Source organism: Epilithonimonas bovis DSM 19482 (assembly GCF_900108115.1).
Lineage (GTDB): Bacteria > Bacteroidota > Bacteroidia > Flavobacteriales > Weeksellaceae > Epilithonimonas > Epilithonimonas bovis.
Genome location: NZ_FTPU01000036.1, coordinates 1 through 22,251, shown reverse-complemented (window position 1 = coordinate 22,251; position 22,251 = coordinate 1). Strand labels below are relative to the sequence as shown.

The following is a 22,251-nucleotide window of genomic DNA, read 5'->3' as shown; positions in this document are numbered from 1 at the left end:
TATATGACTGCAATACCATACGACTGAGCGAAAAAAAAGCTTCCCGATAAATCAGGAAGCCTTTGACACTGCAGCGCAATCGTCTTATTTCTTAGAAGCCTGCATTGGGTTCACTTTTCCGTTGGAAGCGCCTCTAGCTGCATCTTTCTGTTTTTGTTTGAACACGCTGAACTGGCTTGGTACATCCGCTGAACTGGCAGCTGACCAATAGTTGTTAGCCGTATCAATATCAGCAGTTTCTTTAAGAGGATCCAACTGTACTGATTTCAATTTTTTATCAAAATAATAGGTCCTGGACACTTTTTGCTCATTAGACCTCCAAATCTGAACGTTAACTTTATCATTCAGTTTGCTGCCATCCTCAAAGGTAAACTCCAGAATTATCGGCATTACCAGGCCACCTTTATTGGTAAAATCAATCTGGTACGCTGTCATATTCTTTTTAGAAGCAATTGCTGACTGGTCTTCCGCCCCCAGTTTTTCCGGGCTGCCGGATACAAAAGAATACTCTTTTTTACCATCAACTTTCTCTTCCCCCCTGTCATAACGGTAATAGAAATCCTGCACATTTTTATCTGTATCGGCATAAAAAGTAATGCTCTTGTCCTGACGGTTCCTTATTTTAGATATATCATCAAAATCATTGAGTAATGGCTGATCTACGGTATACTTCACAACCTTGGCATCAGCCGGAACAGCGTCAAATTTGGGTGTAGAAACCGTGACTTTGTCTATCGCGATATCCACAGGATCTGTGCTGTAGAACCAACCTCTCCAGAACCAGTCGAGGTCTTCGCCACTGGCATCCTCCATTGTTCTAAAAAAATCGGCCGGCTCAGGATGACGGAATGCCCATCTTTTGGCATAAGTCTTAAATGCTTTATCAAAAAGATCCCTGCCCATAATGGTTTCCCTAAGGATATTGAGCCCCGTTGCAGGTTTGGAATAGGCATTGGGACCGAAACGCGCAATATTTTCTGAGTTGGTCATAATAGGTTCCAACTCATCTTTTGGCAACTTCATATAATCAACAATGGTCCACGCCGGCCCCCGCTTTGAAGGGAATTTGTTATCCCATTTTTCTTCGGTAAGGTATTCTACAAAGGTATTAAGTCCCTCGTCCATCCAGCTCCACTGTCTCTCATCAGAATTAATAATCATCGGAAAAAAGTTGTGCCCCACTTCGTGAATGATAACGCCCAACATGCCGTTTTTGATAGCTTCTGAATAGGTACCGTCTTTCTCCGTACGCCCATAGTTGAAGCAGATCATTGGATACTCCATCCCATTGGCAGCCTCTACAGACTGGGCTACGGGATAAGGATAAGGGATTGTAAATTCTGAATAGGTCTTGATGGTATGCGCAACGGCTTTTGTAGAAAATTTACGATAAAGCCCGTAAGCCTCTTTACCGTAGAAACTCATCGCCATTACCTTGTTATTGTTTTCGGGAATGGTAACCCGCATGCCATCCCAAACGAATTTTCGGGAAGAAGTCCATGCAAAATCACGCACATCATTGGCTTCAAAAACCCATGTTTTTCTTTGTTTTGATTTTGTTTTTTCGGCTTTTTTAGCTTCATCCAACGTCACAATTTCTACAGGTTCATCAGCAGATTCTGCCTGCCTGTACCTTGCGAGTTGTGCTGAAGTCAGCACATCAGCATAGTTTTTACATTCGCCGGTACCTCCCACAATATGGTCTGCCGGCACATTGACTTTCACTTTATAATTACCGAAAACAAGCGCAAACTCACCGCGCCCGGTAAACTGATGGTTTTGCCATCCGTGGAAGTCGCTGTAGACACACATCCTAGGGAACCACTGCGTCATAGTGTAAAGATCGTTGCCATCTTCTGCAAAGTTCTCGTAACCGCCACGCCCGCCACGCTCGATACGGTTTGGGATATTATAATTCCATTCTACTTTGAAGGTCAGTTTCTCCCCTTTTTTAAGGGTTTTGGGAAGATCAATCCTCATCATGGTTTTATTAACCACAAAAGGCAATGCTTTTCCGGAAGCGTCGGTTACTTTTTCCATATTCACGCCATAGCCATTGTCCTTTGCAGGTACCTCGGAAGGCCGCAACTTTTCTATATCAGAAGATTTGGCCAGGAAAGATGACGATGGATAATCTGCATTTTTAACAGATGACTGCTGGTTCTCATCCAGCTGAAGCCAAAGATAATCCAGATCATCGGGGGAATTATTATAATAAGTAATGGTTTCTGATCCTTTCAGGTTTCGTTTGTCCTCATCCAGGTAAGCAGAGATATCATAATCTGCGCGCTGCTGCCAATATTGATGGCCCGGTGCTCCGGAAGCTGTTCTGTAAACATTAGGTGTGGGAAGAATGGTACCCAATTGCTCAAATCTGTTGCCATGATTGCTCCCCGGGTTGTTCTGGATATTCTGCGCGGAAATAACGGCAGAACTAAACAGAAGTACTGAAAGTTTTAACTTCATTGTTCGATAAAATTAGATGAATATGCCTTATAAGTCATCAAATTTATGAAATAGTTACTGAAAAATTGTTAAAATTAGAAAGGAATTCTCTCCAATGCCATTTTTAATGACAGTGCCAGTACGCCTGACGATACAAACAGAATCCAGTCTTTCCTGTTTACTTTAAAAATATTAAGAAGGATAAAAAGAATGATCAGGATAACAATGACCATTGCAATCTGCCCCAGCTCCAGGCCGATATTGAAACCTAATAGCGGGACAAAGATACTTTGCTCTTTGGCAATCATCATGCGCGCCGTATTGGCAAAACCCATCCCGTGAATAAGCCCAAAAATAAGCGCCAGGTAATAATTGAGCCTCATGAGGTTCTTCTGATGGTTCTTCATAAGGATATTGTCCAGTGAAGTCAGCACGATTGTTACCGGAATGAGAAACTCTATCCAATTACCCGGCACGCGCAAAACATCCAGCACACTAAGGGCCAAGGTAAGCGAATGACCAATGGTAAAAGCGGTCACCAAAATCAGTATTTTTTTGAGGTCATTGTAAGAATAAACCGCAATCAGTGCCAATATAAAGAGCTGATGATCCAGCGCATCCAGCGAAATAATATGTTCCCAACCGAGTTTAAGATAAAAAATAAAGTCCTGCATTTTGTCCATTTTAAAAGCGGATACGAAAATAATGATTAATTTCGATTAAAATTTTTGGTCGTGTGAAATCGTCATCATTTGAAAACCCCATTGATAAACATTTGAACCCAGACGAACTACAAATGATTGAATATGACCATAAAAAAAATAAAATCCACCTATGAAAAAAAAATGCGCTGCCCTACTCATCTCCTGTCTGCTATTAATGGTATGGTCTTTTACATTACACCCTTACCATGTAGGATCGGTAGAGTTCAGCTATAATCAGAAATCCAAAACCTTTGAGGTCACCGGCCGGTTTTTTATGGATGACCTGGAGAATGCGATTAATCAGAAGTACGGTAAAAGTGCTCATTTCCTTAATCCAAAATCTGAAAGTGAAATGCAGCAGCTGGTGAAAAATTATGCCGCTGAGTATCTAAAACTGAAAGTTAACAATCAGTTCGTTAAAGTTAATTATGTCGGTTACCAGGAAGATAAGGAAAGCGTCAATATCTTTTTGGAATCGGATCCTGTGGCCAATCCCAAAAAGATAGAAACTGCCGTCAGCCTCTTATACAACCTTTTTGATGACCAGATGAACATCATCCATATCGTCATCGGTGGCCAGCGCAAGAGCGAAAAACTGACTTATCCGGACCGCTACCTCTACCAGCAGTTTTAATAAAATCAAAAGCTATACTCACCATCAATACTAAAACAACTCCTTCTTTATGTCAAAAATTAAACTTCTGCTTGTACTGCTGGTTGGAACGGGAATCAAATCTCAGGAACTCAACAACTGGATTAGCAATCCTGTAGATTATGTAAACCCAATGATGGGAACGCAATCATCCTATGAACTTTCCAACGGGAATACGTACCCTATTACCGGGCTGCCGTGGGGCATGAACTATTGGACACCGCAAACCGGAAAGAATGGCAATGGCTGGCAATACACCTATGATGCCAAGAAAATCCAGGGTTTTAAGCAGACCCATCAACCATCTCCGTGGATGAATGATTATGGCCAGTTTTCGATACTGCCAGTGTCCGGTGATGCACAAACAGACCAAGACAAGCGTGGCAGCTGGTTTTCTCACAAAACAGAAATTTCCACCCCTTATTATTACAAAGTTTACCTTGCCGATTATGACCTCTGGACAGAAATCGCCCCTACAGAACGGGCCGCAGTAATGCGTTTCACTTTTCCCGAAACCAGGCAGGGACAGGTTCTGCTGGATGCCTTTGACCGCGGTTCTTATGTGAAAATAATACCTTCCGAAAGAAAAATAATAGGCTACTCTACCCGATATGCGCGGGGCAAAATGCAGAATTTTAAAAACTATTTTGTTATCACATTCGACAGAGATTTTGCTGATCAAAAAACCTGGAGCGGCAACGAAATGCCTAAACCTGAGCTTGAGATAAAAGCGGATCATGTGGGGAGTATCGTACAATTTGCACCATTGAAGAAGGGCGACGTCGTAACCATGAAAGTGGCGTCATCCTTCATCAGCCCGGAGCAGGCCGAAGTTAACCTGCAAGAGGTACAAAACAAAACATTTGACCAGGTAAAAGCAGAAGCAAAAGACATCTGGAATAAAACACTTGGCAAAATCGAAATAAAAGGTGCTACAACAGAACAGGCCAAAACATTTTACAGCTGCCTGTACCGTAGTGTCCTCTTCCCACAAAGACTTTATGAAAAAGACAAAAACGGCAAAATCTTACACTACAGCCCTTATAACGGCAAAATCCTGCCGGGTTACCTGTATGGCGGTACCGGTTTTTGGGATACATTCCGTGCGTTGTACCCCCTTCTCAACCTCGTTTATCCGTCTATCAATACAGAGATGCAGAAAGGCCTGATCTCTGCCTATCAGGCAGGTGGTTTTTTACCCGAATGGAGCAGCCCCGGCTATGCGGATATCATGGTGGGCAATAACTCAGCCTCGGTAGTTTCCGAAGCATATATCAAAGGGCTGCGGGGTTATGATGCCGAAATCCTGTGGCAGGCTGTAAAGCACGGCGCCAATAACGAAGGCCCTATAAGCGCCGTCGGGAGAAAAGGTGTTGCAGATTATAATGCTATTGGCTATGTCCCTACTGATACCGGCATTGATGAAAGTGCCGCAAGAACCCTGGAGTATGCTTATGACGATTATGCTATTTACCAAATGGGGAAATCTTTGGGGAAGCCAGAGGACGAATTGCAACCCTACAGAGAAAGAGCCATGAATTATAAAAAACTCTTTGATCCAAAATACAACCTGATGCGTGGCAAGAAAAAGAATGGCGATTTTCAGGAAAACTTTGACCCTTTTGAATGGGGAAATGCCTTTACAGAAGGTAACAGCTGGCATTATACATGGAGTGTTTTTCAGGATATCCATGGGCTGCGGGAAATGATGGGCGGAAAAAATAACTTTGTAAAGATGCTGGATTCGGTATTCGTGATGCCACCCACTTTCAATATCAATTATTATAAAGAAGTGATCCATGAGATGCGCGAGATGCAGATTGTTGGAATGGGCCAATACGCACATGGCAATCAGCCCATCCAGCACATGCTTTACCTTTATAATTACGCTGGCCAGCCGTGGAAAACACAATATTGGGTAAGGCAGGTGATGGACAGGCTTTATAAAGCTGCACCGGATGGCTATTGCGGTGATGAAGACAACGGGCAGACATCTGCATGGTACGTTTTTTCTGCTCTGGGCTTTTATCCCGTAACTCCGGCCAGCACTCAGTATGTGTTGGGTTCGCCCCTCTTTAAAGCTGCAAAAATTAATCTGGAGAATGGCAAAACCATAGAACTTACCGCGCCCGAAAATTCGGAGCAAAACATCTATATCAATCAGCTTAAACTGGATGGTAAAAATTACACCAAAAACTGGCTGGATCATTTTGATCTTTTAAAGGGCGCTAAAATAAAGTATAAAATGAGCGCAGAACCCAACAGACAACGCGGTATTGAGGACAAAGACGAACCTTTCTCCATGAGCCAGTCAGTGAAGTGATAAAAATATTTTTGATCAATAGCAACAGTACATCAAATTTTTTATTAATTTTATTAGATTAAATTTTTTTGAATGAAAACTCTTTTACTCATCCGGCATGCTAAAAGTGACTGGCCAGAAGATGTGGACGACTTTGACCGTCCGCTGACTGAGCTTGGGAACATCAATGCACCAAAAATGGCTGAATTTTTGCGCCAGCACGAGGTACCTATAGATGCTTTTGTTAGCAGCCCGGCCTTGCGCGCCAAGGAGACCTGCCGGTTATTTTCTGAGGTTTATGATAAAAATTACACTACCAACGATAAACTTTACCGCCCGTCAGAGGCCAACTTTTTGTCGGTGATATTTGATACGGATGACCGTGTCAATCACCTTGCATTATTTTCGCATAACAATGGTATTTCTAATTTCGCCAACTCTCTGTCGGACGAGATTGTCAATTTGCCAACCTCCGGAGTAGCCGCTTACGAAATTGATTGTGAGCACTGGAGCGATTTTGAAAATGCTCCCAAAAAGTTCCTGTTTTTTTATTCTCCAAAAAACTTTACACATTAATAAATAAAACGTCCTCAAGCAGGGCGTTTTTTATTTACTGATAATCAGCTGACAGCTATCATTATGACAGACAATTTATAATTAATCTTTCGCCTTGATAGATTTTATAAATCAAAAATCATTTTTCAATTAATAAAATCTTCTTACATTTGTACAAGAAATTTAAACAAATTAAAACTTAAATATTATGTCATTAGTAGGAAAATTATTCCCAAGTATTGCAATTGATGCGATGAGCGAAATGGGCGACGATCTTAAAATCAACGTTTTTGAAGAAGCTGTAAACAACGGACAAAAAGTATTGTTGTTCTGGTATCCAAAAGATTTCACTTTTGTTTGCCCAACAGAATTACACGCCTTCCAGGAAGCATTACCGGAATTTAAATCAAGAAATACCATCGTAATCGGGGCTTCTTGTGATACCAACGAAGTTCACTTTGCATGGCTTAACACACCAAAAGACAACGGTGGTATCGAAGGTGTAACCTATCCTATCCTTGCCGATACACACAGACAATTGGCTAACATCTTAGGTATTGTAGACCAAGACCTTGAGTATGATGAAGAAGGTAACGAAGTATTCTCAGGATCTAATGTGACTTACAGAGCTACTTATCTTATCGATGAGACAGGTAAAATCTTCCACGAGTCTGTTAACGACATGCCATTGGGCAGAAACGTGAAAGAATATCTTAGACTAATTGATGCTTACACACACGTACAAAAACACGGAGAAGTTTGCCCTGCCAACTGGGAAGAAGGCAAAGATGCAATGAACGCTGACAGAAAAGGCGTTGCAGACTACCTTGCAAAACACTAAAATTTTTATCTAACAATTTAGCAATGTATCAATGTAACAGTTGCAACCGATTGTTACATTGCTACACTGTTATATTATAAATATTAAACAATGTATACAGAACTAACAGAAGATAACCTACAGCAGATCATTAGCCAAAATAACAAAGTTATGGTACAATACGGCGCCAGCTGGTGCGGTAACTGCAGGATTATGAAGCCGAAATTTAAAAAACTGGCAGCCGAAAACGAAGATATTCCGTTTTACTATGTGGATGCCGAAAAACTGCCGGAAAGCAGAAAACTGGCCACAGTAGATAATTTGCCAACTTTTGCAGCTTTTGAAGGCGGCAACCTCAAAAACCAGGTCCAAACCAACCAGGCAGACAGCCTCAACACGCTGTTTGAGGAACTAAAAAACTAGGCCAGGCTAAGTTAAAACCTTATCAATTCTAAATATTAAAAAAAACATGAAATTACCAATTATAAGACAACTTTATCAGAATCAGACACCGGAAAATCTGGAAGCAACTTTGGAAGTTTTGGAAAGTTTTTCTGAATTCCGAAATGTTTCTGAAGAAGATATCAATGTAGCCGGAGAACTCATGACCAATATCTGTGGTGCACTGGAGGTACACAACAGCGTAAAAAATGGTATGAGCGAGAAAGATGCTTTGAACTCATTTGCACACAAAGTGATGGGCTCCATTGATAAATAGCAATTAATTTTTGTTAATAAAAAGGCTTTGGAAAGGGATTTCTGAAGCCTTTTTTTTATTTTTGAATAAATAAACAACAATGCAGGAATTTATCGCCTCACTTCCAAAAGCAGAACTACACCTTCATATAGAAGGCAGTTTTGAGCCGGAACTGATGTTTGACATCGCCCAACGGAACCAGATCGAAATCCCTTATAAAACCATCGACGAAGTCAAGAAAGCTTACCAGTTTTCCTGTCTTCAGGACTTTCTGGACATCTATTATGCCGGGGCTGGTGTCCTGATTCATGAGAAAGATTTCTATGATCTGGCGATGGCTTATTACCAAAAATGTTATGAGAACAACGTCATTCATACAGAGATTATGTTTGACCCACAAACGCATACAGAGAGAGGCATTGCTTTTGAAACGGTTATCAGCGCATTGCAAAAAGCACGGCTGGATGCCAAAGAAAAATGGGGAATCAACTCCCTTTTTATCATGAGCTACCTCAGGCACTTGCCCGAGGAATCGGCCTTTGAAACGTTGAAACAGTCACTTCCTTACAAAAAATGGATCACATCAGTAGGATTGGATTCTTCGGAAATGGGAAATCCGCCATCCAAGTTTAAGGATGTTTTTGCAGCATCCGTCAAAGAAGGCTATGTCCCAGTGGCACACGCCGGCGAAGAAGGCCCATCGGAATACATTTGGGAAGCCATCGATGTATTGAAAGTTGCCCGGATAGACCATGGTAACAGATGTCTGGAAGATGACAAGCTGGTAAACGAAATCGTGAAAAGAGATCTGGCACTCACGGTTTGCCCACTCTCTAATCTCGAACTGAGAAATACGGACGTCATAACCAACCATCCACTAAAAAAATTACTGGACAAAGGCATCAAGGCCACCGTCAATTCAGACGACCCTGCCTATTTTGGCAGTTATATCAATGCCAATTTTATCGCGGTTCAGGAAGCTCTGGATCTTTCCAAAGAAGAGATTATCACTTTGGTTAAAAATTCTTTTAAACACTCTTTTGCGACCGATGAGCAGAAGAAATCTTACCTTGAACAGGTAGATAAAGTGATTGCTAATTATAGATAAAAAGCATTTTTCCAGTCATTACGCAGGAATCCCGAAAGCTAAAATTTAGAATCCTCCGGACGGGCTAATTATGTTCTTTAATGAAATTAATTTAAGACATCAACTTTTACTTAATACAATTTAATTACAATGATCAAAAATATTATATTCGATTTCGGAGGCGTATTGATGGATTGGGATCCGCGCTATTTTTTCAAAACTTATTTTAATGATGATGAAAAAATGGAGTGGTTTCTAAAAAACATCGCCAAAGATGAATGGAATGCGGAACAAGACCGCGGCAGAACGCTGAAAGAGGGTACCGACCTGCTCATCCAGCAACATCCGGACTGGGAAAAAGAAATCCGTGCCTACTACGACAACTGGACAACCATGCTCAACAGCGACATCCCGCATAATGTGGAAGTATTGCGGCAGCTGGCAGGTAAATATCCACTGTATGGCCTTACCAACTGGTCCGCCGAGACCTTCCCCTACGCTTTGGAAAACTACGATTTCTTTAAACTTTTTGAAGGCAAAATCGTTGTTTCCGGCACAGAAAAAATGATAAAACCAGATCGGGAAATTTTTGATGTATTAATCAGCAGATATCATCTGAAGCCGGAAGAATCCGTTTTTATTGATGATAATGCCAAAAATATTGCTACGGCAGCTTCCCTGGGCTTTGCCACCGTCCACATCTTGCCAGACACCAACCTGGGAGAAGAGCTTAGGAAGCTTGGCGTTAATTTTTAAGGATCATCAGGCTCCTTTTATGATTTTGGAAACCATAATGTTCATAGAGTTGTTTGGCTCTTTCATTATGGTTTTCTATTTCCAGCATCACCACTTTGTAATGGTTCTCAACGGCGTAATTTTTAACAAATCCCAAAGCACTCTTCCCCAGAGATTTGCCCTGGAAATCAGGTTTCACATATAACTCATCCAGAAAAAGAATCTCACCACCAAACTCAAAACTAAAATATTTTACCAGAATAATGTACCCGGCAGTCTCACCCTCATAGAGGATCTTAAAACATGAGCCATAACCCGGACTATCAATAAACCGCTTAAAATTTTCGAATGCAAGCTTGCTATCAAAAGGATAGTTATCAATGGCATAAAAGCCATGCATCATCTCGCAAAGCTCAGGGATATCAGAAGGTTCTGCTTTTAAAATTCTGTGATTCATTTTTCTTATTTTTTCTCCAGAGCCATGGCTCAATTGGATTTTTATCCTGCCACAGCCCTACTCTTTTTTTTCGGGCCTCCACTTGTAACTGTGCATAGGCTGCATCAGAAGAATATTTTTTATAATGCCAGGCTAAGCCCTGTTTTACCATTTCCTGATTAACATTTTGATGTTTATCATTTATAACCACCGCAATCAGCCGCTGGTAACGGTCATAGGATTGAGCATTCACCCTGACGGTTCTACCAAAACAGAGATCTGACAGAGCTTTTTTAGCATTATTACCAAAAGGCTGTGATCCTCTTTTCTCCGGTGCATCAATATGTGCCAGCCGAATTTTCACCGTTTTTTTATGATACAAAACTTCCATCGTATCACCGTCTGCTATGCCGATAACTTTAGCTGAGAATGTTTTGCGGGCAAAGATCTCTTTTAACTGGCCATTAGCGAACAAAAAGCTCAGAAACAGTACAAGCGCAACAATTTTTAGACAATTACTAGATCTCAAACTTTTTCTTGGCTAATTCTTTTCGTACCCGGCTGAGGCTTTCCGGCGTAATACCCAGATAAGACGCGACCATCCATTGAGGTACACGCAACATAATACTGGGATATTTCTTTAAAAAATCTAGATAACGTTCTTCAGCAGTTGTGCTGATAAGGGCATTAACCCGGTTTTGCAGATTTTTGATATGGTTAAACATAAGCCTCTGGTTTTTTTCTGCCACCTCGGGATAAATTTTTGACAGATCCTCGAAAAACCCCTCCCTCATAATTATCACGGTGCTGTCTTCTACCGCATCTATAAAAAAACGTGATTTCTCATTGAGCAGTTGACTTGTAGTATCCGAGATAATCCAGCCTTCTGGCGCAAACTGTATCACGTGTTCTTTCCCCAATTTATCTATAGAATACATTCTCAGCAGGCCTTTTTCCACAAAAAATGTACAGTCTGAGATTTCACCTTCTCTCAAAATGACTTCATTTTTTTTTATAGCCTTTACCTCATAGAAAGATGAGCAAAAATCCAGGCTGCCGATTGGCACGCCCAATATATCGGAAAGGTGTTTGCTAAAGTTTGGATAAATCATAACAGGATCATTTTTTATGTTTGATGAAAATTCTGATAACAGCTGCTAATCCAGGCTAATACCTTGATGGGACGCGCTGTGGACTACTTTACCATTTTCCAAAACGATAAGTTGTGGACTCTGGTGTACCACGTCAAAACGCGACGCAATAGTATCGGAAATAGCGCGGTGCGCCAACAGATCCAGCAGGTAATAAGCATAATCCTGATGGGAATCCCGGATTTCTTTTTCAAAATTTTTCAGGACAGTTTTACTGATAAAACAGCGGGTAGAATGCTTGAAGATCAATACTTTTCTATGATAAGACTCCGCAACGGCATCATTCAGGTCTTTATCAGAAGTTATATTGTGCCACAGGTTTGGCGCCTGGTCTTCCGATTCTTTTTTACCAAATATCTGATCTAAAAATCCCATAACAATTGTTTTATAAAATTAATGAAGATGAAAAAAATGGCCCATCAAAGCAAGGGAAACCCCACAAATAACCAGAATTATTTTTTGCCAGTCCATCTTATGGTTTTTGTTGCTTTCAAAAATAATAACTGAGGATATATGAAGAAAAATACCGCCTACAATGGCCAAAAAGTAGACCTTAAGATCCTCGTCAAAGTATTTTCCTAAGAGCATGCCTAATGGTGATGCCAACGCAAAAAACATGACTATGAGCCAAAACTTTGGCGAAAAATTTTTGCTGTGCGCCAGAAAACTCCCCAAAACAAAAGAAATCGGGACATTATGAAACAGAATGCCAAGGAGATACGGTGACAAAACCTGCTTCTCATGAGAAAGCGGGATACCTTCTATAAAAGCGTGAACAAAAAGGCCGACGATCAGTGCCACAGGGATAATCGCGTGGTCATCGGAATGGTGATGCAGGTGGCCATGCTCAAAACCTTTGGTAAGATTTTCCAAAAGCATCTGTACCAGAACCCCTAATATGACATACACTCCAATATTATGATTATCAGAATTATAGACCTGCGGAAAGACTTCATTCAGGCAGATTGTAATTAAAAAACCTGCACTCAGGATCAGTAAACTTTTTGCCAGTTGCTGTTTGCTTCCAAAATATTTACCCAGAAAAACGCCAATCAGCACGCTTAATATCAATAGAAGTATAATCATAAGTTAAATTTGAAATGGAAGTTGGACGCAGGAAGTTATTCATCCTCCATCTGCCAGCTTCTAACGTTTTCTAAATAAGTTAATACATCTTTGTGACTGGCATTCGTCAAAATCATTCAGGTGATAATCGCCCCAGCGTTTTACCAGCTCAAAACCAAACTCATCAGCGTATTGCAGGATTTTGTCCGGTGGTGTCAGTTTTACACGCTCAAAGAAATGGAATTTTTGGCCTTTGTCTTCAAAGTCGATTTCCTTTACCACATAGTCATTTTCGATCTGTTTTTTGATATTAAAATCGATATTTTCCTTTGTTACAGAACTTTGTGGAACGATGCCATTTTTCACAAATTCGGCATTCAGAAAATCAAGGACAAAATAGCCGTCCTTTTTGAGAACATCAGCGACAGACCGGAAAACACTTTTGTCTTCTTCCTCTGTCTCAAAATAACCGAAACTTGTAAAAAGATTGAAAACCGCATCCACAGGTTCGCTCATAATAGGATTTCTCATATCATGAACCCGGAACTTCAGCGATGCTGTCTCAAACTGTTTATCAAAACTAATGCTCTGCTCAGATAAATCCAAACCCAAAACATCATAGCCTAATTTGTTGAGATAGACAGAATGCCTGCCTTTACCACAAGCCAGATCGATAATTTTAGAATCCTTATCGAGTTTTAGAAAATCAGTTAGGAGATTCAGAAAATCTTCTGCTTCTTTGTAATCGTGATTTTTGTACAGAATATGATAATATGGGGTATCAAACCATTCTTCGAACCATTGCATATTGCAAAAATAGGGAAAATAGATGTGAGACAAAGCGATTATAGACAAGAGATTTTTCAGAAATTGAGAAGTCTATTATCTATCATCTAATAATCTCTTATCTTTGCCGGATGAATACAGACAATCTGCAGATACAGATCAAAACATTTTTCGGATTGGAAAACGTTTTGGCGGAAGAAGTTAAGAAATTAGGCGGCAAAAACGTAGAAGCCAAAAACCGTGCGGTAACCTGCGAGGGAGACCTTGGTTTTCTCTATAAACTTAATTATTCCTGCAGAACAGCGCTGAAAATCATCGTTCCAATTCTGGAATTCAAGGCATTTAACGAAAGTAAATATTACGATAAACTGTTCAAATTTGAGTGGGACGAGTTTTTGGAAAAGCACCAGAGTTTTGCGATAGATGCGACTGTTAATTCGGAAAGATTCAGCCATTCTCAGTTTATGACCCTGAAAATGAAAGATGCCATTGTGGATTATTTTCAGGAGAAACATAACGTAAGGCCCAACGTTAACAAGGATAATCCGGACATCAAATTCCATCTTCATATTGACAGAGAACTGGTAACGATTTCTATGGACAGCTCCGGCGATCCATTGTTTAAACGTGGCTACAGAAAAGAGCAAACCGTTGCGCCAATCAACGAAGTTCTCGCCAGCGGAATGTTGCAAATCGCTGGTTGGGATGGCAAAGGTAATTTTCTGGATCCGATGTGCGGTTCCGGAACGTTACTCATAGAAGCGGCCATGATTGCTATGGATTTGCCGGCTCAGATCTTCAGAAGGGGATTTGCTTTCCAAAACTGGAAAAACTATGATGACGAATTGTTCCAAAAAATCAAAGAATTCCGAATCAACAGAGTTCGTGAGTTTACTGGGAAAATTGTTGGTTATGATATTGATCACCGGGCTTTGAACGCCGCCGAGATTAATATAGAATCTGCCGAGATGGAAGATATTATCGAAGTAAAAAAACAAAACTTCTTTGATTCTGAGAAAGATATGTTCCCGCTTTTGATCGTCTTCAATCCGCCTTATGACGAGAGAATCAGCATTAATGATGATGATTTTTACAAAAAAATTGGGGATACCTTCAAGCAGCATTATCCTAATACACTGGCCTGGCTGATCTCCGCCGATCTGGATGCACCTAAGAAAATAGGTTTGCGCCCATCAAGAAAAATCAAACTCTTCAACGGGAAACTGGAAACGAGATTTTTGCAATACGAGATGTATGACGGGACGAAGAAGGTGCATAAATTGGAGAAATAGAAAATTATTACAAAATTTGTGGATTGTAAGACTCGAAAATTCTTATGTAACCAAACTGGGATTCCTACGGAATGACAGAAAGGCTTAAAAACAAGCTATTCAATTACTATTATTGATTCATTACTAAATTAATACATTGAACTCTATATCCATCATCATTGCCATCTTCAACAGAAAAGATGAACTTTTTGAACTTCTCAATTCTCTGTCTCATCAGACAGATAAAGATTTTCAAGTGATTATTGTAGATGACGGTTCCAAAATCAATCTTCTGCCGACGGTAGAAACTTTTAGGGAATTACTTGACATTCAGTATTTCAAAAAAGATAATTCTGGTCCCGGGCTGAGTCGGAATTATGGCGCAAAGCGCGCAAAAAATGACTGGCTGGTTTTTGTAGATTCAGATGTGATTGTAGAATCCAACTACATCGAGAATATTAAAAAGGACCTTTTGGAAAACCCGTGTGATGCTTTTGGTGGCGCAGATAAAGCACACAAAGGTTTTAACCTGATGCAGAAAGCCATCTCCTACTCTATGACTTCGGTTTTTACCACCGGCGGCATCCGGGGCAATAAAAAGGCGGTCACCAAATTCCAGCCAAGAAGTTTCAATATGGGCGTGAATAAAAATGTTTTTCTAAAAGTGGGTGGCTTCTCCGAAATGAGAATTGGCGAAGATCCGGATCTCTCTATGACGCTGTGGGAAAATGGTTACACCACCACATTTTATGACAATATTGGTGTTTATCACAAGCGCAGAACCGATTTTGGAAAATTCTCAAAACAGGTTTACCAATTTGGTTGCGCGAGACCAATCCTGAACCAGCGGCATCCCAATTATGTAAAGCCCACATTCTGGTTCCCAAGTTTGTTTCTATTAGGATACGTGATAGGAATTATTCATTATTTTGTTTGGGGTAACGGGCTGGTCCTTGCCTTGTATGGGCTGTACACATTCGTTGTATTTTTTCATGCGCTGATCGTCACCAAAAATATCAGCATTGCTGCGATGGCTATTATTGCAACATACATACAGATGTTTTCTTACGGTTATGGTTTTCTTAAATCCTGGTTTTTACTTAATATCCTGAAAAAGACTCCCAAAGAAGCCTTCCCAAAACATTTTCATTGACAAAAAATAAAGCCCCGGAAATCCGAGGCTTTACTATTATATTTCTGTATTGATATCCCAATTCTCGAGATAGTCATTCACATGTTTCAAAAATATGCCGCCAAGCGATCCGTCTACCACTCTATGGTCGTAAGAGTGTGACATAAACATCTTCTGACGGATAGCGATCACATCACCGTACTCAGTTTCCAGCACAGCCGGTTTTTTAACAATCGCACCCACTGCCAAAATAGCAACTTGTGGCTGCGGAATAATTGGCGTACCCATCAGGTTGCCAAACGTCCCAACATTAGAAATGGTATAGGTTGCGCCCTGCGTATCAGCGGGTGTCAGTTTTTTATTTCGGGCCCGGTATGCCAGGTCATTGATAGCCTTCGTTAGGCCAGATAGGCTCAGCTGATCTGCATTTTTTATCACAGGAACAATAAGATTGCCATCAGGCAAAGCCGTGGCCATCCCGATATTGATATTTTTCTTCTTAATAATCTTATCTCCGTCCACAGAAACGTTGATCATTGGAAAATCCTGAATTGCTTTTACTACTGCTCTGATAAAAATCGGCATAAAAGTCAGTTTTTCGCCTTCCCTTTTCTGGTATGTGTTTTTGTTATTGTTTCGCCACTCAACCACATTGGTTACATCGGCCTCAATGAAAGAGGTAACGTGAGGGGAAACCTGTTTGCTGCGTACCATGTTATCAGCAATCAGTTTTCTCATCCTGTCCATCTGGATGATCTCATCGCCTTCACTCAGGCTTACCGGTCTTGCTGGAGCCACCTGCTCTGCCGAGGCTTTAGGTTCCGGCGAAACAGATGATGCCTGTGTATTAGGCTGCAAAGCGATGTTTTGGCCTCTTTGCTGTACAAACTTCAGGATATCTTCTTTGGTAATCCTGCCTTCTGCGCCGCTTCCCGTAATGGTTTTCAGTTCGTTATCGGTGATCTTTTCCTCCTGAACAATAGATTTAACTAAAGGCGAAAGATAAACATCTGCATTATCGCTTTTTAGCGAAGCAATATTATTATTCAGAGGTTGTTCCAGCGTTTGCACCACTTCCGGTTCGGGTTGCGGGATCTGCTCTTTTACCTCATCGTAAGATTTTGGTTCTGCTACATCATCTGTGTTACCGTCAGCAGCATCCGTTTCCAAAATTGCAATAGCTTCACCAACTGCAGCAATTTCATCCTTCTGTTTCAGGATTTTGACAATTTTACCTGACACTGGTGTAGGGACATCCGAGTCCACCTTATCTGTGGCAATCTCTACTACAGATTCTTCTTCTTTTATAAAGTCACCTTCTTTAAACAGCCAGCTGATTATCGTTGCTTCCATTACACCTTCGCCCATACTCGGGAGCAATAGTTTGTATTCTGCCATTTTTTGCTTTTTTGAATTTCTCCAAAAATACATTTTTTTTTATTAATTATATAATTCTCAATTTTTAATTTTTCAACAGCTATTTTTTATAAATTTGATATTTCAATTTTAGCCTATTATTATGACAATTTATATCAGTGCTATCATCCATATCAAAGAGAATTATATTATGGATGCTATAGAAGTTTTAAAGAAAATGGTAATCGAAACCAGAAAAGAAGATGGCTGCATCCAGTACGATCTTTATGAAGATCACAGAAATAAGGGTGTATTCTTCCTTCATGAAGCCTGGAAAAGCAATGAAGACCTGCACATCCACCAGACTTCGGATCACATGATGTCATTTCGCGAGAATATCACGCCCCTTTTAGAAAGCCCTAATAAAGTCTATGTTGGGAATCAATTATTTTAGATTATAATTTTATCAAAAATAATTCTGTTTTTTTATTATTAATTAAACTTATTAATTACTGATGACAATAAAATAAGCGCTGCCAGTGCTAACAGCGCTTATTTTACAGCTCCTCTACAGGATCCCAAAACAGTAATCTAAAGTTTTTGATACTACTCTTATCATTGATGGTAATGCCTTCATCCTCCAACCGCTTTCGGAACGATGGCACGGATAACTTACCGGAACTGCTTATAACACGGTGCGCAGGCACATCCGCAGGACAACCACCCATAGCGCGCCCCACATGCCTGGAATGGTTGGGATAACCAACCGCTTTGGCTACTGCACCGTAAGTGGAAATCCTGCCACGCGGAATGAGCCTGGTAATCTCGTAAACCTGTTGTTTGAAAATTGGATCCATTGTAGAACTTATTTTGTTTGGAAAGTCATATGATAAGCAGATGAAAAACTCATCAAACTGTTTTCAGTCTTAAAATATCATTAATTCTTTTACAGAACTTCGTACTATTTTCCAATTAAATGTTATAAAAGATACCACTTCACCGAGGTTCATCATATTAATCTATACGTATTTTCTACAAAGATATTGATATACAGAAACACTTTAATGGCAACTCTTAAAGATACAAATCCCTAAAATTCTAAGAATTTGAATTTGAGCTGTACGGCAAAATTATCTTTAAAGTTATTAGTCGCATAATGGCCTACTCTGTAGAAAAACCCTAAATTAAATCTGGAGCTCAAAAAATTGTTATACTCCAGCCCAACTTCTTGATACAGATGATCGAGCGGAGAAAAGTCAAACTGGTGGTATTCCGGATTTTTCATATCTCCCACAATCCCCTTGTAAACAAAATCAAAGCTGGAGGTATTCTTACCAAAACTTTTGAAATACCACGGAATACGGTGCGTGATAAAGTAGCCTGCAAATTTATCGTTAAAATACCGGCCAGACGTCATTGTAGCAAAGCCCAAATATGTTGTAAGGTTGAAGTTGGACAAGACACCAGTGTTTTTATTTGAATCCAGGCCACCCATTTCGAAGGCATGCCAGACTGGTGCTTTTCCAAAATAATAACCACCGTATACGCGCGTTCCTGTTGTACCCAAAATAGTACGGAACTGGTGCGTATAAAGGATATCAAAACGGCTGTAGTTAAAGTCGCCACCCAAGGTTTTGTAACCTTGCTCATAATTAAAATAAACCTCCGGAAAGTTTTGATCAAAAGTATATTTTCCCTGAGGCGTCATTATATTCTTGCTGTTTGGCGAAAATTTGAGTGTTGCCAAAGAGCTGAAACTATTGAACTTGCCACTTTCACCCATAAATTTGTAATCAAAACCAGCTTCTTCGGACTGTCGTTTTGCGGAAACATTAAGTGTCAGTGCATTATTGAGATCCACTTCATAAGCTACACGGAAACCATCAAATTTGTAATATTTGTCGTTTTGAATCAGCATTCCGCTATTGTTAACGATCATTTTCATGTTCCATAGATTCTGATAGAACCGGCCAGACGCATCCACATCATGGAAATAATTGATCCTGAAAAAAGAGTTCCGCTCCAGACTTGTCCTTAGGTCCAGGCCGGCGCCATATTTCCAGCCACGGTCTTTAAAGCCATAAGCGAGGTACACATCCGGCGAAATGTAGCGGTTAAATTTCTCATTCAGTTTGAAACCTGCCCCCAGCCTAAGGCCTTCGTAACGGTTATATTTAGTTTGCAAAGGATCTATATCAACCATCCCAACTCTTATCTTGCCCCTCAGGAAGGAACTGATGATATTTGCCTTTCTGTCCAGCCCATACTTTTTGCCAAGGCTGTCAATTTTCACGTAGGTATTCTTTTCCCTGGCCGACAGGCTGTCTGTCCTGTACTTGTCCAGAAGGCTACCGTCCGCGTTCTGCACAGCCATGGTATAACCATTAAACTGTGATGCCTTGAGTTCTACCGGTGTCTGGAAATCAAAATAATCTGCCTTCATGTAAGCATAATTCCCAAATTTTTTGATCCTGGAAAGGCGTTCTTTTTTCTCTTCGGCGGTCTCATTGTCTTTTTTCTTAACGGTAGAAAATTCTGACGATCCCATTTTTATTTTCAGGTTTTCGCTTTTCAGAAACCATTTGTTATTTATTGGGACCCAGACCGATACAATACTGCCATCGGTCTTCACTTTGCTGTTGCTCTCTATTTTTTTTATAGCGTAAGTATCTTTGTCAATATAGAGGTAACCATTATACTTACGGCGGTTAACAGGCGCTTTGTAATCGACCTGTCTAAAACGGATCACATAATTCTCACGGCCGTCTATCTGGATAGAATCCGTTAAAAAATAGCGGTACAGACTGCGGTTTTCCGGCAAAATCTCGCGGGGGACCTTGTTTCTGTTAGACCTAATAGCCAACAACTCATAGACCGGATTTTGCAGGCCGGAGATCCTGTTATCGATAACATTGATTTTTTCACCATATTTTTGGGAGTAGAGATATTGCATCGCACGCTCCCAGAGAAACATCTTGCTGTTTTTTACAATCCCCATCATCTGCTCACCCTCGAGAGAATCTTTTTTCTGTTTTGCATCCTGATGAATGCCACGGTCTTCTATCTTTGACAGGGAATCCTTCCGTGCATTAAAAAACTTTGTATAAGCGCGTATACTGTCTTCATCCACATCATAAGACATTTTCTCATAAGATTTATAAGAATAGGAATCCAGAGCATTGGGAGAATTATCCCTAAAGTTCCTAAAGACTTTATCAATGATAGCCAGAGCTCTGGGATCGCTTTGGTTACTCAGCACAACACCCTGTATTTCTCTGGTTTTGGCATTATCCCTGTCAAGATCCAGCTCCATTATTTTATCTACAGCCACCTCATCACCTATAAAACCTTCCAACTCCACATTAATTTTGGAACAGCCTGTTGTGATTGTGGCCACCCCTTTTTCATTAGTCTCGCCTAAGAAAGCATTATTGCAATAGATCTTGGCCCCTTTCAAAGGTTTATGGTTATCAGCTCTGTAAACCGTCAATGTACTTTGTGCAAAGAGCGTAAAAGAATATAAGAAAGAAAAAACTAAAAAGAGATTTTTCATCATGGTAATGTCTGTTTTTTTTAATTGATTATTCGGTAGGCAATTTTGCAGCCAAAATATATAATTAATACAATTTAAGTCAATAATTACAAAAATACGATCACAGAGCCAAAATTTCTAAAAAATAATTGGGATAGCAGCGATTACCAGCCCATATATAGCAATCCAAAAATGAATCCTTATCTTTGCAGCATGGTAAAAATTGGCAATATAGAACTACCGGATTTCCCACTTTTGCTTGCACCTATGGAGGATGTGAGCGATCCGCCATTCAGAAAACTATGCAAAATGCACGGTGCAGATCTCATGTACTCAGAATTCATCTCTTCGGAAGGCCTGATACGCGACGCTATCAAGAGCCGCAAAAAGCTAGATATATTTGACTATGAGCGCCCTGTTGGCATCCAGATATTTGGCGGAGATGAGGAGGCGATGGCCATGTCTGCAAGGATTGTGGAGACTGTAGAGCCAGATTTGGTAGATATTAATTTTGGATGCCCTGTTAAAAAGGTCGTTTGCAAAGGCGCGGGTGCCGGTGTTCTAAAAGACATCGACCTGATGGTGAGATTAACCAAAGCTGTAGTCAGCTCCACCCACCTGCCCGTAACGGTAAAAACGCGCCTGGGCTGGGACGACAACAGCATTAATATAGATGAAGTTGCCGAACGCCTGCAGGACACCGGTATAAAAGCGCTGACCATACATGCGAGGACCCGCGCACAGATGTACAAAGGCGAAGCGCATTGGGACCATATCTCCAGGATAAAAAATAACCCCAATATAGAAATCCCGGTCTTCGGAAACGGTGATATAGACTCTCCGGAAAAAGCCTTGGCATACAAAGAGAAATATGATTGTGACGGCATAATGATCGGCCGCGGCGCCATAGGTTACCCTTGGATTTTTAACGAAATAAAACATTTCTTTGCAACAGGAGAGATTTTGCCACCTCCAACAATCTCCGAAAGGCTGGAAGCCGTCAAAAACCACGCGTTATGGTCTGTGGAATGGAAAGGTGAACGCCCGGGCCTTGTGGAGATGCGTCAGCACTACAGCAATTACTTCCGTGGTATCCCGCATTTTAAAGAATTTAAAACCAAATTCTTACAGGCTTTATCGCTCACAGAGATAGACGAGATTATAGACGAGGCCAATCAGTTTTATGCAGAAGTAGGATCAGCAACAAAAGTTGGGGAGTAATGGCAAAAATTGATACTTTTGTAGAGGATGAAAACAGAAGACCTACTCAAGCTATTATTACCTGAATACTTAATTGAATACTTTGATGTTGTAAAATTTGAAGATATTGATGGCTTGCTTCACCTTTATTTTGAAGAGAAAAATACAATTCCCAAAGAATTTTCAGTTTTACAGCTTCAATCTAAAGGCTTTCATGAAGAGATTACGGTTGATGACTTTCCGCTTCGTGGAAAAGCCGTACAGCTGCATATCAAACGCAGAAGATGGACTGATTTGAAGTCAGGCAAAATTCTACAAAGAGATT

The 22,251-nt window shown here is 40.5% G+C and carries 24 protein-coding genes; 13 read left to right on the top strand and 11 right to left on the bottom strand.

Annotation, left to right across the window (positions count from 1 at the left end; translation table 11 throughout):
- Positions 1-84: 84 nt before the first annotated feature.
- Together B0B05_RS13105 and B0B05_RS13100 are read right to left on the bottom strand one after the other, a co-directional pair.
- The gene (locus B0B05_RS13105; protein ID WP_076784079.1) at positions 85-2,466 is read right to left on the bottom strand and encodes a M1 family metallopeptidase; all 2,382 of its coding nucleotides are present in this window, start codon (positions 2,464-2,466) and stop codon (positions 85-87) included.
- Positions 2,467-2,540: 74 nt separating this feature from the next.
- Positions 2,541-3,119, bottom strand: coding sequence for a HupE/UreJ family protein (locus tag B0B05_RS13100; protein WP_076784090.1), 579 nt, complete (start codon positions 3,117-3,119; stop codon positions 2,541-2,543).
- A gap of 160 nt (positions 3,120-3,279) precedes the next feature.
- Between B0B05_RS13100 and B0B05_RS13095 the strand changes: the two genes are divergently transcribed.
- The 8 genes from B0B05_RS13095 to B0B05_RS13060 all read left to right on the top strand — a co-directional run bounded on the left by B0B05_RS13095 (position 3,280) and on the right by B0B05_RS13060 (position 10,018).
- Complete coding sequence (locus B0B05_RS13095) at positions 3,280-3,783, top strand: DUF6702 family protein (protein ID WP_317044141.1); 504 nt, start codon at positions 3,280-3,282, stop codon at positions 3,781-3,783.
- Between the two features lie 49 nt (positions 3,784-3,832).
- On the top strand, positions 3,833-6,124 hold the full coding sequence (locus tag B0B05_RS13090; protein WP_076784077.1) for a GH92 family glycosyl hydrolase: 2,292 nt from the start codon (positions 3,833-3,835) through the stop codon (positions 6,122-6,124).
- Between the two features lie 72 nt (positions 6,125-6,196).
- Complete coding sequence (locus B0B05_RS13085; RefSeq protein ID WP_076784076.1) at positions 6,197-6,679, top strand: SixA phosphatase family protein; 483 nt, start codon at positions 6,197-6,199, stop codon at positions 6,677-6,679.
- A gap of 187 nt (positions 6,680-6,866) precedes the next feature.
- Complete coding sequence (locus B0B05_RS13080) at positions 6,867-7,499, top strand: peroxiredoxin (RefSeq protein ID WP_076784075.1); 633 nt, start codon at positions 6,867-6,869, stop codon at positions 7,497-7,499.
- A gap of 90 nt (positions 7,500-7,589) precedes the next feature.
- Positions 7,590-7,901, top strand: coding sequence for a thioredoxin family protein (locus tag B0B05_RS13075; protein WP_076784074.1), 312 nt, complete (start codon positions 7,590-7,592; stop codon positions 7,899-7,901).
- A 46-nt stretch (positions 7,902-7,947) separates the two neighbouring features.
- Positions 7,948-8,196 (top strand): DUF6952 family protein, encoded by a 249-nt coding sequence (locus B0B05_RS13070; protein ID WP_076784073.1) that lies wholly within the window; start codon positions 7,948-7,950, stop codon positions 8,194-8,196.
- Between the two features lie 79 nt (positions 8,197-8,275).
- Positions 8,276-9,283 carry an adenosine deaminase gene (locus B0B05_RS13065; RefSeq protein ID WP_076784072.1) on the top strand — a complete coding sequence of 336 codons (1,008 nt, stop codon included), beginning with the start codon at positions 8,276-8,278 and terminating at the stop codon, positions 9,281-9,283.
- Between the two features lie 129 nt (positions 9,284-9,412).
- Positions 9,413-10,018, top strand: coding sequence for an HAD family hydrolase (locus B0B05_RS13060; RefSeq protein WP_076784071.1), 606 nt, complete (start codon positions 9,413-9,415; stop codon positions 10,016-10,018).
- Here the strand turns inward: B0B05_RS13060 and B0B05_RS13055 are convergent.
- Genes B0B05_RS13055 through B0B05_RS13030 form a run of 6 tightly spaced genes read right to left on the bottom strand, consistent with a single transcriptional unit; the run spans position 10,008 to position 13,456 of the window.
- Positions 10,008-10,454 carry a GNAT family N-acetyltransferase gene (locus B0B05_RS13055; RefSeq protein ID WP_076784070.1) on the bottom strand — a complete coding sequence of 149 codons (447 nt, stop codon included), beginning with the start codon at positions 10,452-10,454 and terminating at the stop codon, positions 10,008-10,010. The two genes, B0B05_RS13060 and B0B05_RS13055, sit on opposite strands and share 11 nt — an antisense overlap.
- Positions 10,420-10,962, bottom strand: coding sequence for a thermonuclease family protein (locus tag B0B05_RS13050; RefSeq protein WP_076784069.1), 543 nt, complete (start codon positions 10,960-10,962; stop codon positions 10,420-10,422). Before B0B05_RS13050 ends, B0B05_RS13055 begins: the two co-directional genes overlap by 35 nt.
- Positions 10,952-11,545 (bottom strand): Crp/Fnr family transcriptional regulator, encoded by a 594-nt coding sequence (locus B0B05_RS13045; protein WP_076784068.1) that lies wholly within the window; start codon positions 11,543-11,545, stop codon positions 10,952-10,954. The genes B0B05_RS13050 and B0B05_RS13045 overlap by 11 nt, the downstream gene beginning before the upstream one ends.
- A gap of 45 nt (positions 11,546-11,590) precedes the next feature.
- A complete protein-coding gene (ytxJ, locus tag B0B05_RS13040; protein WP_076784067.1) occupies positions 11,591-11,959 on the bottom strand; it encodes a bacillithiol system redox-active protein YtxJ in 369 nt (122 codons plus the stop codon).
- A gap of 18 nt (positions 11,960-11,977) precedes the next feature.
- Positions 11,978-12,670: a ZIP family metal transporter gene (locus B0B05_RS13035; protein ID WP_076784066.1), complete on the bottom strand. Its 693-nt coding sequence runs from the start codon at positions 12,668-12,670 to the stop codon at positions 11,978-11,980.
- Positions 12,671-12,730: 60 nt separating this feature from the next.
- Positions 12,731-13,456 (bottom strand): class I SAM-dependent methyltransferase, encoded by a 726-nt coding sequence (locus B0B05_RS13030; protein ID WP_076784065.1) that lies wholly within the window; start codon positions 13,454-13,456, stop codon positions 12,731-12,733.
- A 110-nt stretch (positions 13,457-13,566) separates the two neighbouring features.
- Between B0B05_RS13030 and B0B05_RS13025 the strand changes: the two genes are divergently transcribed.
- Both B0B05_RS13025 and B0B05_RS13020 read left to right on the top strand, forming a co-directional pair.
- On the top strand, positions 13,567-14,727 hold the full coding sequence (locus B0B05_RS13025) for a THUMP domain-containing class I SAM-dependent RNA methyltransferase (RefSeq protein ID WP_076784064.1): 1,161 nt from the start codon (positions 13,567-13,569) through the stop codon (positions 14,725-14,727).
- 136 nt (positions 14,728-14,863) lie between these two features.
- A complete protein-coding gene (locus B0B05_RS13020) occupies positions 14,864-15,859 on the top strand; it encodes a glycosyltransferase family 2 protein (RefSeq protein ID WP_076784063.1) in 996 nt (331 codons plus the stop codon).
- Positions 15,860-15,895: 36 nt separating this feature from the next.
- On the opposite strand, the gene B0B05_RS13015 is transcribed toward B0B05_RS13020, so the two are convergent.
- Complete coding sequence (locus B0B05_RS13015; RefSeq protein ID WP_076784089.1) at positions 15,896-17,236, bottom strand: dihydrolipoamide acetyltransferase family protein; 1,341 nt, start codon at positions 17,234-17,236, stop codon at positions 15,896-15,898.
- Positions 17,237-17,357: 121 nt separating this feature from the next.
- Between B0B05_RS13015 and B0B05_RS13010 the strand changes: the two genes are divergently transcribed.
- On the top strand, positions 17,358-17,648 hold the full coding sequence (locus B0B05_RS13010; protein WP_076784062.1) for a putative quinol monooxygenase: 291 nt from the start codon (positions 17,358-17,360) through the stop codon (positions 17,646-17,648).
- 103 nt (positions 17,649-17,751) lie between these two features.
- Here B0B05_RS13010 and B0B05_RS13005 read toward each other — a convergent pair whose 3' ends face one another.
- Both B0B05_RS13005 and B0B05_RS13000 read right to left on the bottom strand, forming a co-directional pair.
- Entirely contained in the window at positions 17,752-18,051 is a 300-nt protein-coding gene (locus tag B0B05_RS13005) for an MGMT family protein (protein ID WP_076784061.1), read from the bottom strand.
- 233 nt (positions 18,052-18,284) lie between these two features.
- Positions 18,285-20,750: a DUF5686 family protein gene (locus tag B0B05_RS13000; protein WP_076784060.1), complete on the bottom strand. Its 2,466-nt coding sequence runs from the start codon at positions 20,748-20,750 to the stop codon at positions 18,285-18,287.
- 189 nt (positions 20,751-20,939) lie between these two features.
- Between B0B05_RS13000 and dusB the strand changes: the two genes are divergently transcribed.
- Both dusB and B0B05_RS12990 read left to right on the top strand, forming a co-directional pair.
- Complete coding sequence (dusB, locus tag B0B05_RS12995; RefSeq protein ID WP_076784059.1) at positions 20,940-21,947, top strand: tRNA dihydrouridine synthase DusB; 1,008 nt, start codon at positions 20,940-20,942, stop codon at positions 21,945-21,947.
- Positions 21,948-21,974: 27 nt separating this feature from the next.
- The coding region (locus tag B0B05_RS12990) for an ISAon1 family transposase N-terminal region protein (RefSeq protein ID WP_076784058.1) at positions 21,975-22,251 on the top strand (277 nt) is incomplete at its 3' end.

Excerpts from the sequence above, each read along its gene's own strand:
- B0B05_RS13105 (WP_076784079.1), bottom strand. The coding sequence starts at position 2,466 with ATGAAGTTAAAACTTTCAGTACTTCTGTTTAGTTCTGCCGTTATTTCC.
- B0B05_RS13100 (WP_076784090.1), bottom strand. The coding sequence starts at position 3,119 with ATGCAGGACTTTATTTTTTATCTTAAACTCGGTTGGGAACATATTATT.
- B0B05_RS13095 (WP_317044141.1), top strand. The coding sequence starts at position 3,280 with ATGAAAAAAAAATGCGCTGCCCTACTCATCTCCTGTCTGCTATTAATG.
- B0B05_RS13090 (WP_076784077.1), top strand. The coding sequence starts at position 3,833 with ATGTCAAAAATTAAACTTCTGCTTGTACTGCTGGTTGGAACGGGAATC.
- B0B05_RS13085 (WP_076784076.1), top strand. The coding sequence starts at position 6,197 with ATGAAAACTCTTTTACTCATCCGGCATGCTAAAAGTGACTGGCCAGAA.
- B0B05_RS13080 (WP_076784075.1), top strand. The coding sequence starts at position 6,867 with ATGTCATTAGTAGGAAAATTATTCCCAAGTATTGCAATTGATGCGATG.
- B0B05_RS13075 (WP_076784074.1), top strand. The coding sequence starts at position 7,590 with ATGTATACAGAACTAACAGAAGATAACCTACAGCAGATCATTAGCCAA.
- B0B05_RS13070 (WP_076784073.1), top strand. The coding sequence starts at position 7,948 with ATGAAATTACCAATTATAAGACAACTTTATCAGAATCAGACACCGGAA.
- B0B05_RS13065 (WP_076784072.1), top strand. The coding sequence starts at position 8,276 with ATGCAGGAATTTATCGCCTCACTTCCAAAAGCAGAACTACACCTTCAT.
- B0B05_RS13060 (WP_076784071.1), top strand. The coding sequence starts at position 9,413 with ATGATCAAAAATATTATATTCGATTTCGGAGGCGTATTGATGGATTGG.
- B0B05_RS13055 (WP_076784070.1), bottom strand. The coding sequence starts at position 10,454 with ATGAATCACAGAATTTTAAAAGCAGAACCTTCTGATATCCCTGAGCTT.
- B0B05_RS13045 (WP_076784068.1), bottom strand. The coding sequence starts at position 11,545 with ATGATTTATCCAAACTTTAGCAAACACCTTTCCGATATATTGGGCGTG.
- ytxJ (WP_076784067.1), bottom strand. The coding sequence starts at position 11,959 with ATGGGATTTTTAGATCAGATATTTGGTAAAAAAGAATCGGAAGACCAG.
- B0B05_RS13035 (WP_076784066.1), bottom strand. The coding sequence starts at position 12,670 with ATGATTATACTTCTATTGATATTAAGCGTGCTGATTGGCGTTTTTCTG.
- B0B05_RS13030 (WP_076784065.1), bottom strand. The coding sequence starts at position 13,456 with ATGCAATGGTTCGAAGAATGGTTTGATACCCCATATTATCATATTCTG.
- B0B05_RS13025 (WP_076784064.1), top strand. The coding sequence starts at position 13,567 with ATGAATACAGACAATCTGCAGATACAGATCAAAACATTTTTCGGATTG.
- B0B05_RS13015 (WP_076784089.1), bottom strand. The coding sequence starts at position 17,236 with ATGGCAGAATACAAACTATTGCTCCCGAGTATGGGCGAAGGTGTAATG.
- B0B05_RS13010 (WP_076784062.1), top strand. The coding sequence starts at position 17,358 with ATGACAATTTATATCAGTGCTATCATCCATATCAAAGAGAATTATATT.
- B0B05_RS13005 (WP_076784061.1), bottom strand. The coding sequence starts at position 18,051 with ATGGATCCAATTTTCAAACAACAGGTTTACGAGATTACCAGGCTCATT.
- B0B05_RS13000 (WP_076784060.1), bottom strand. The coding sequence starts at position 20,750 with ATGATGAAAAATCTCTTTTTAGTTTTTTCTTTCTTATATTCTTTTACG.
- dusB (WP_076784059.1), top strand. The coding sequence starts at position 20,940 with ATGGTAAAAATTGGCAATATAGAACTACCGGATTTCCCACTTTTGCTT.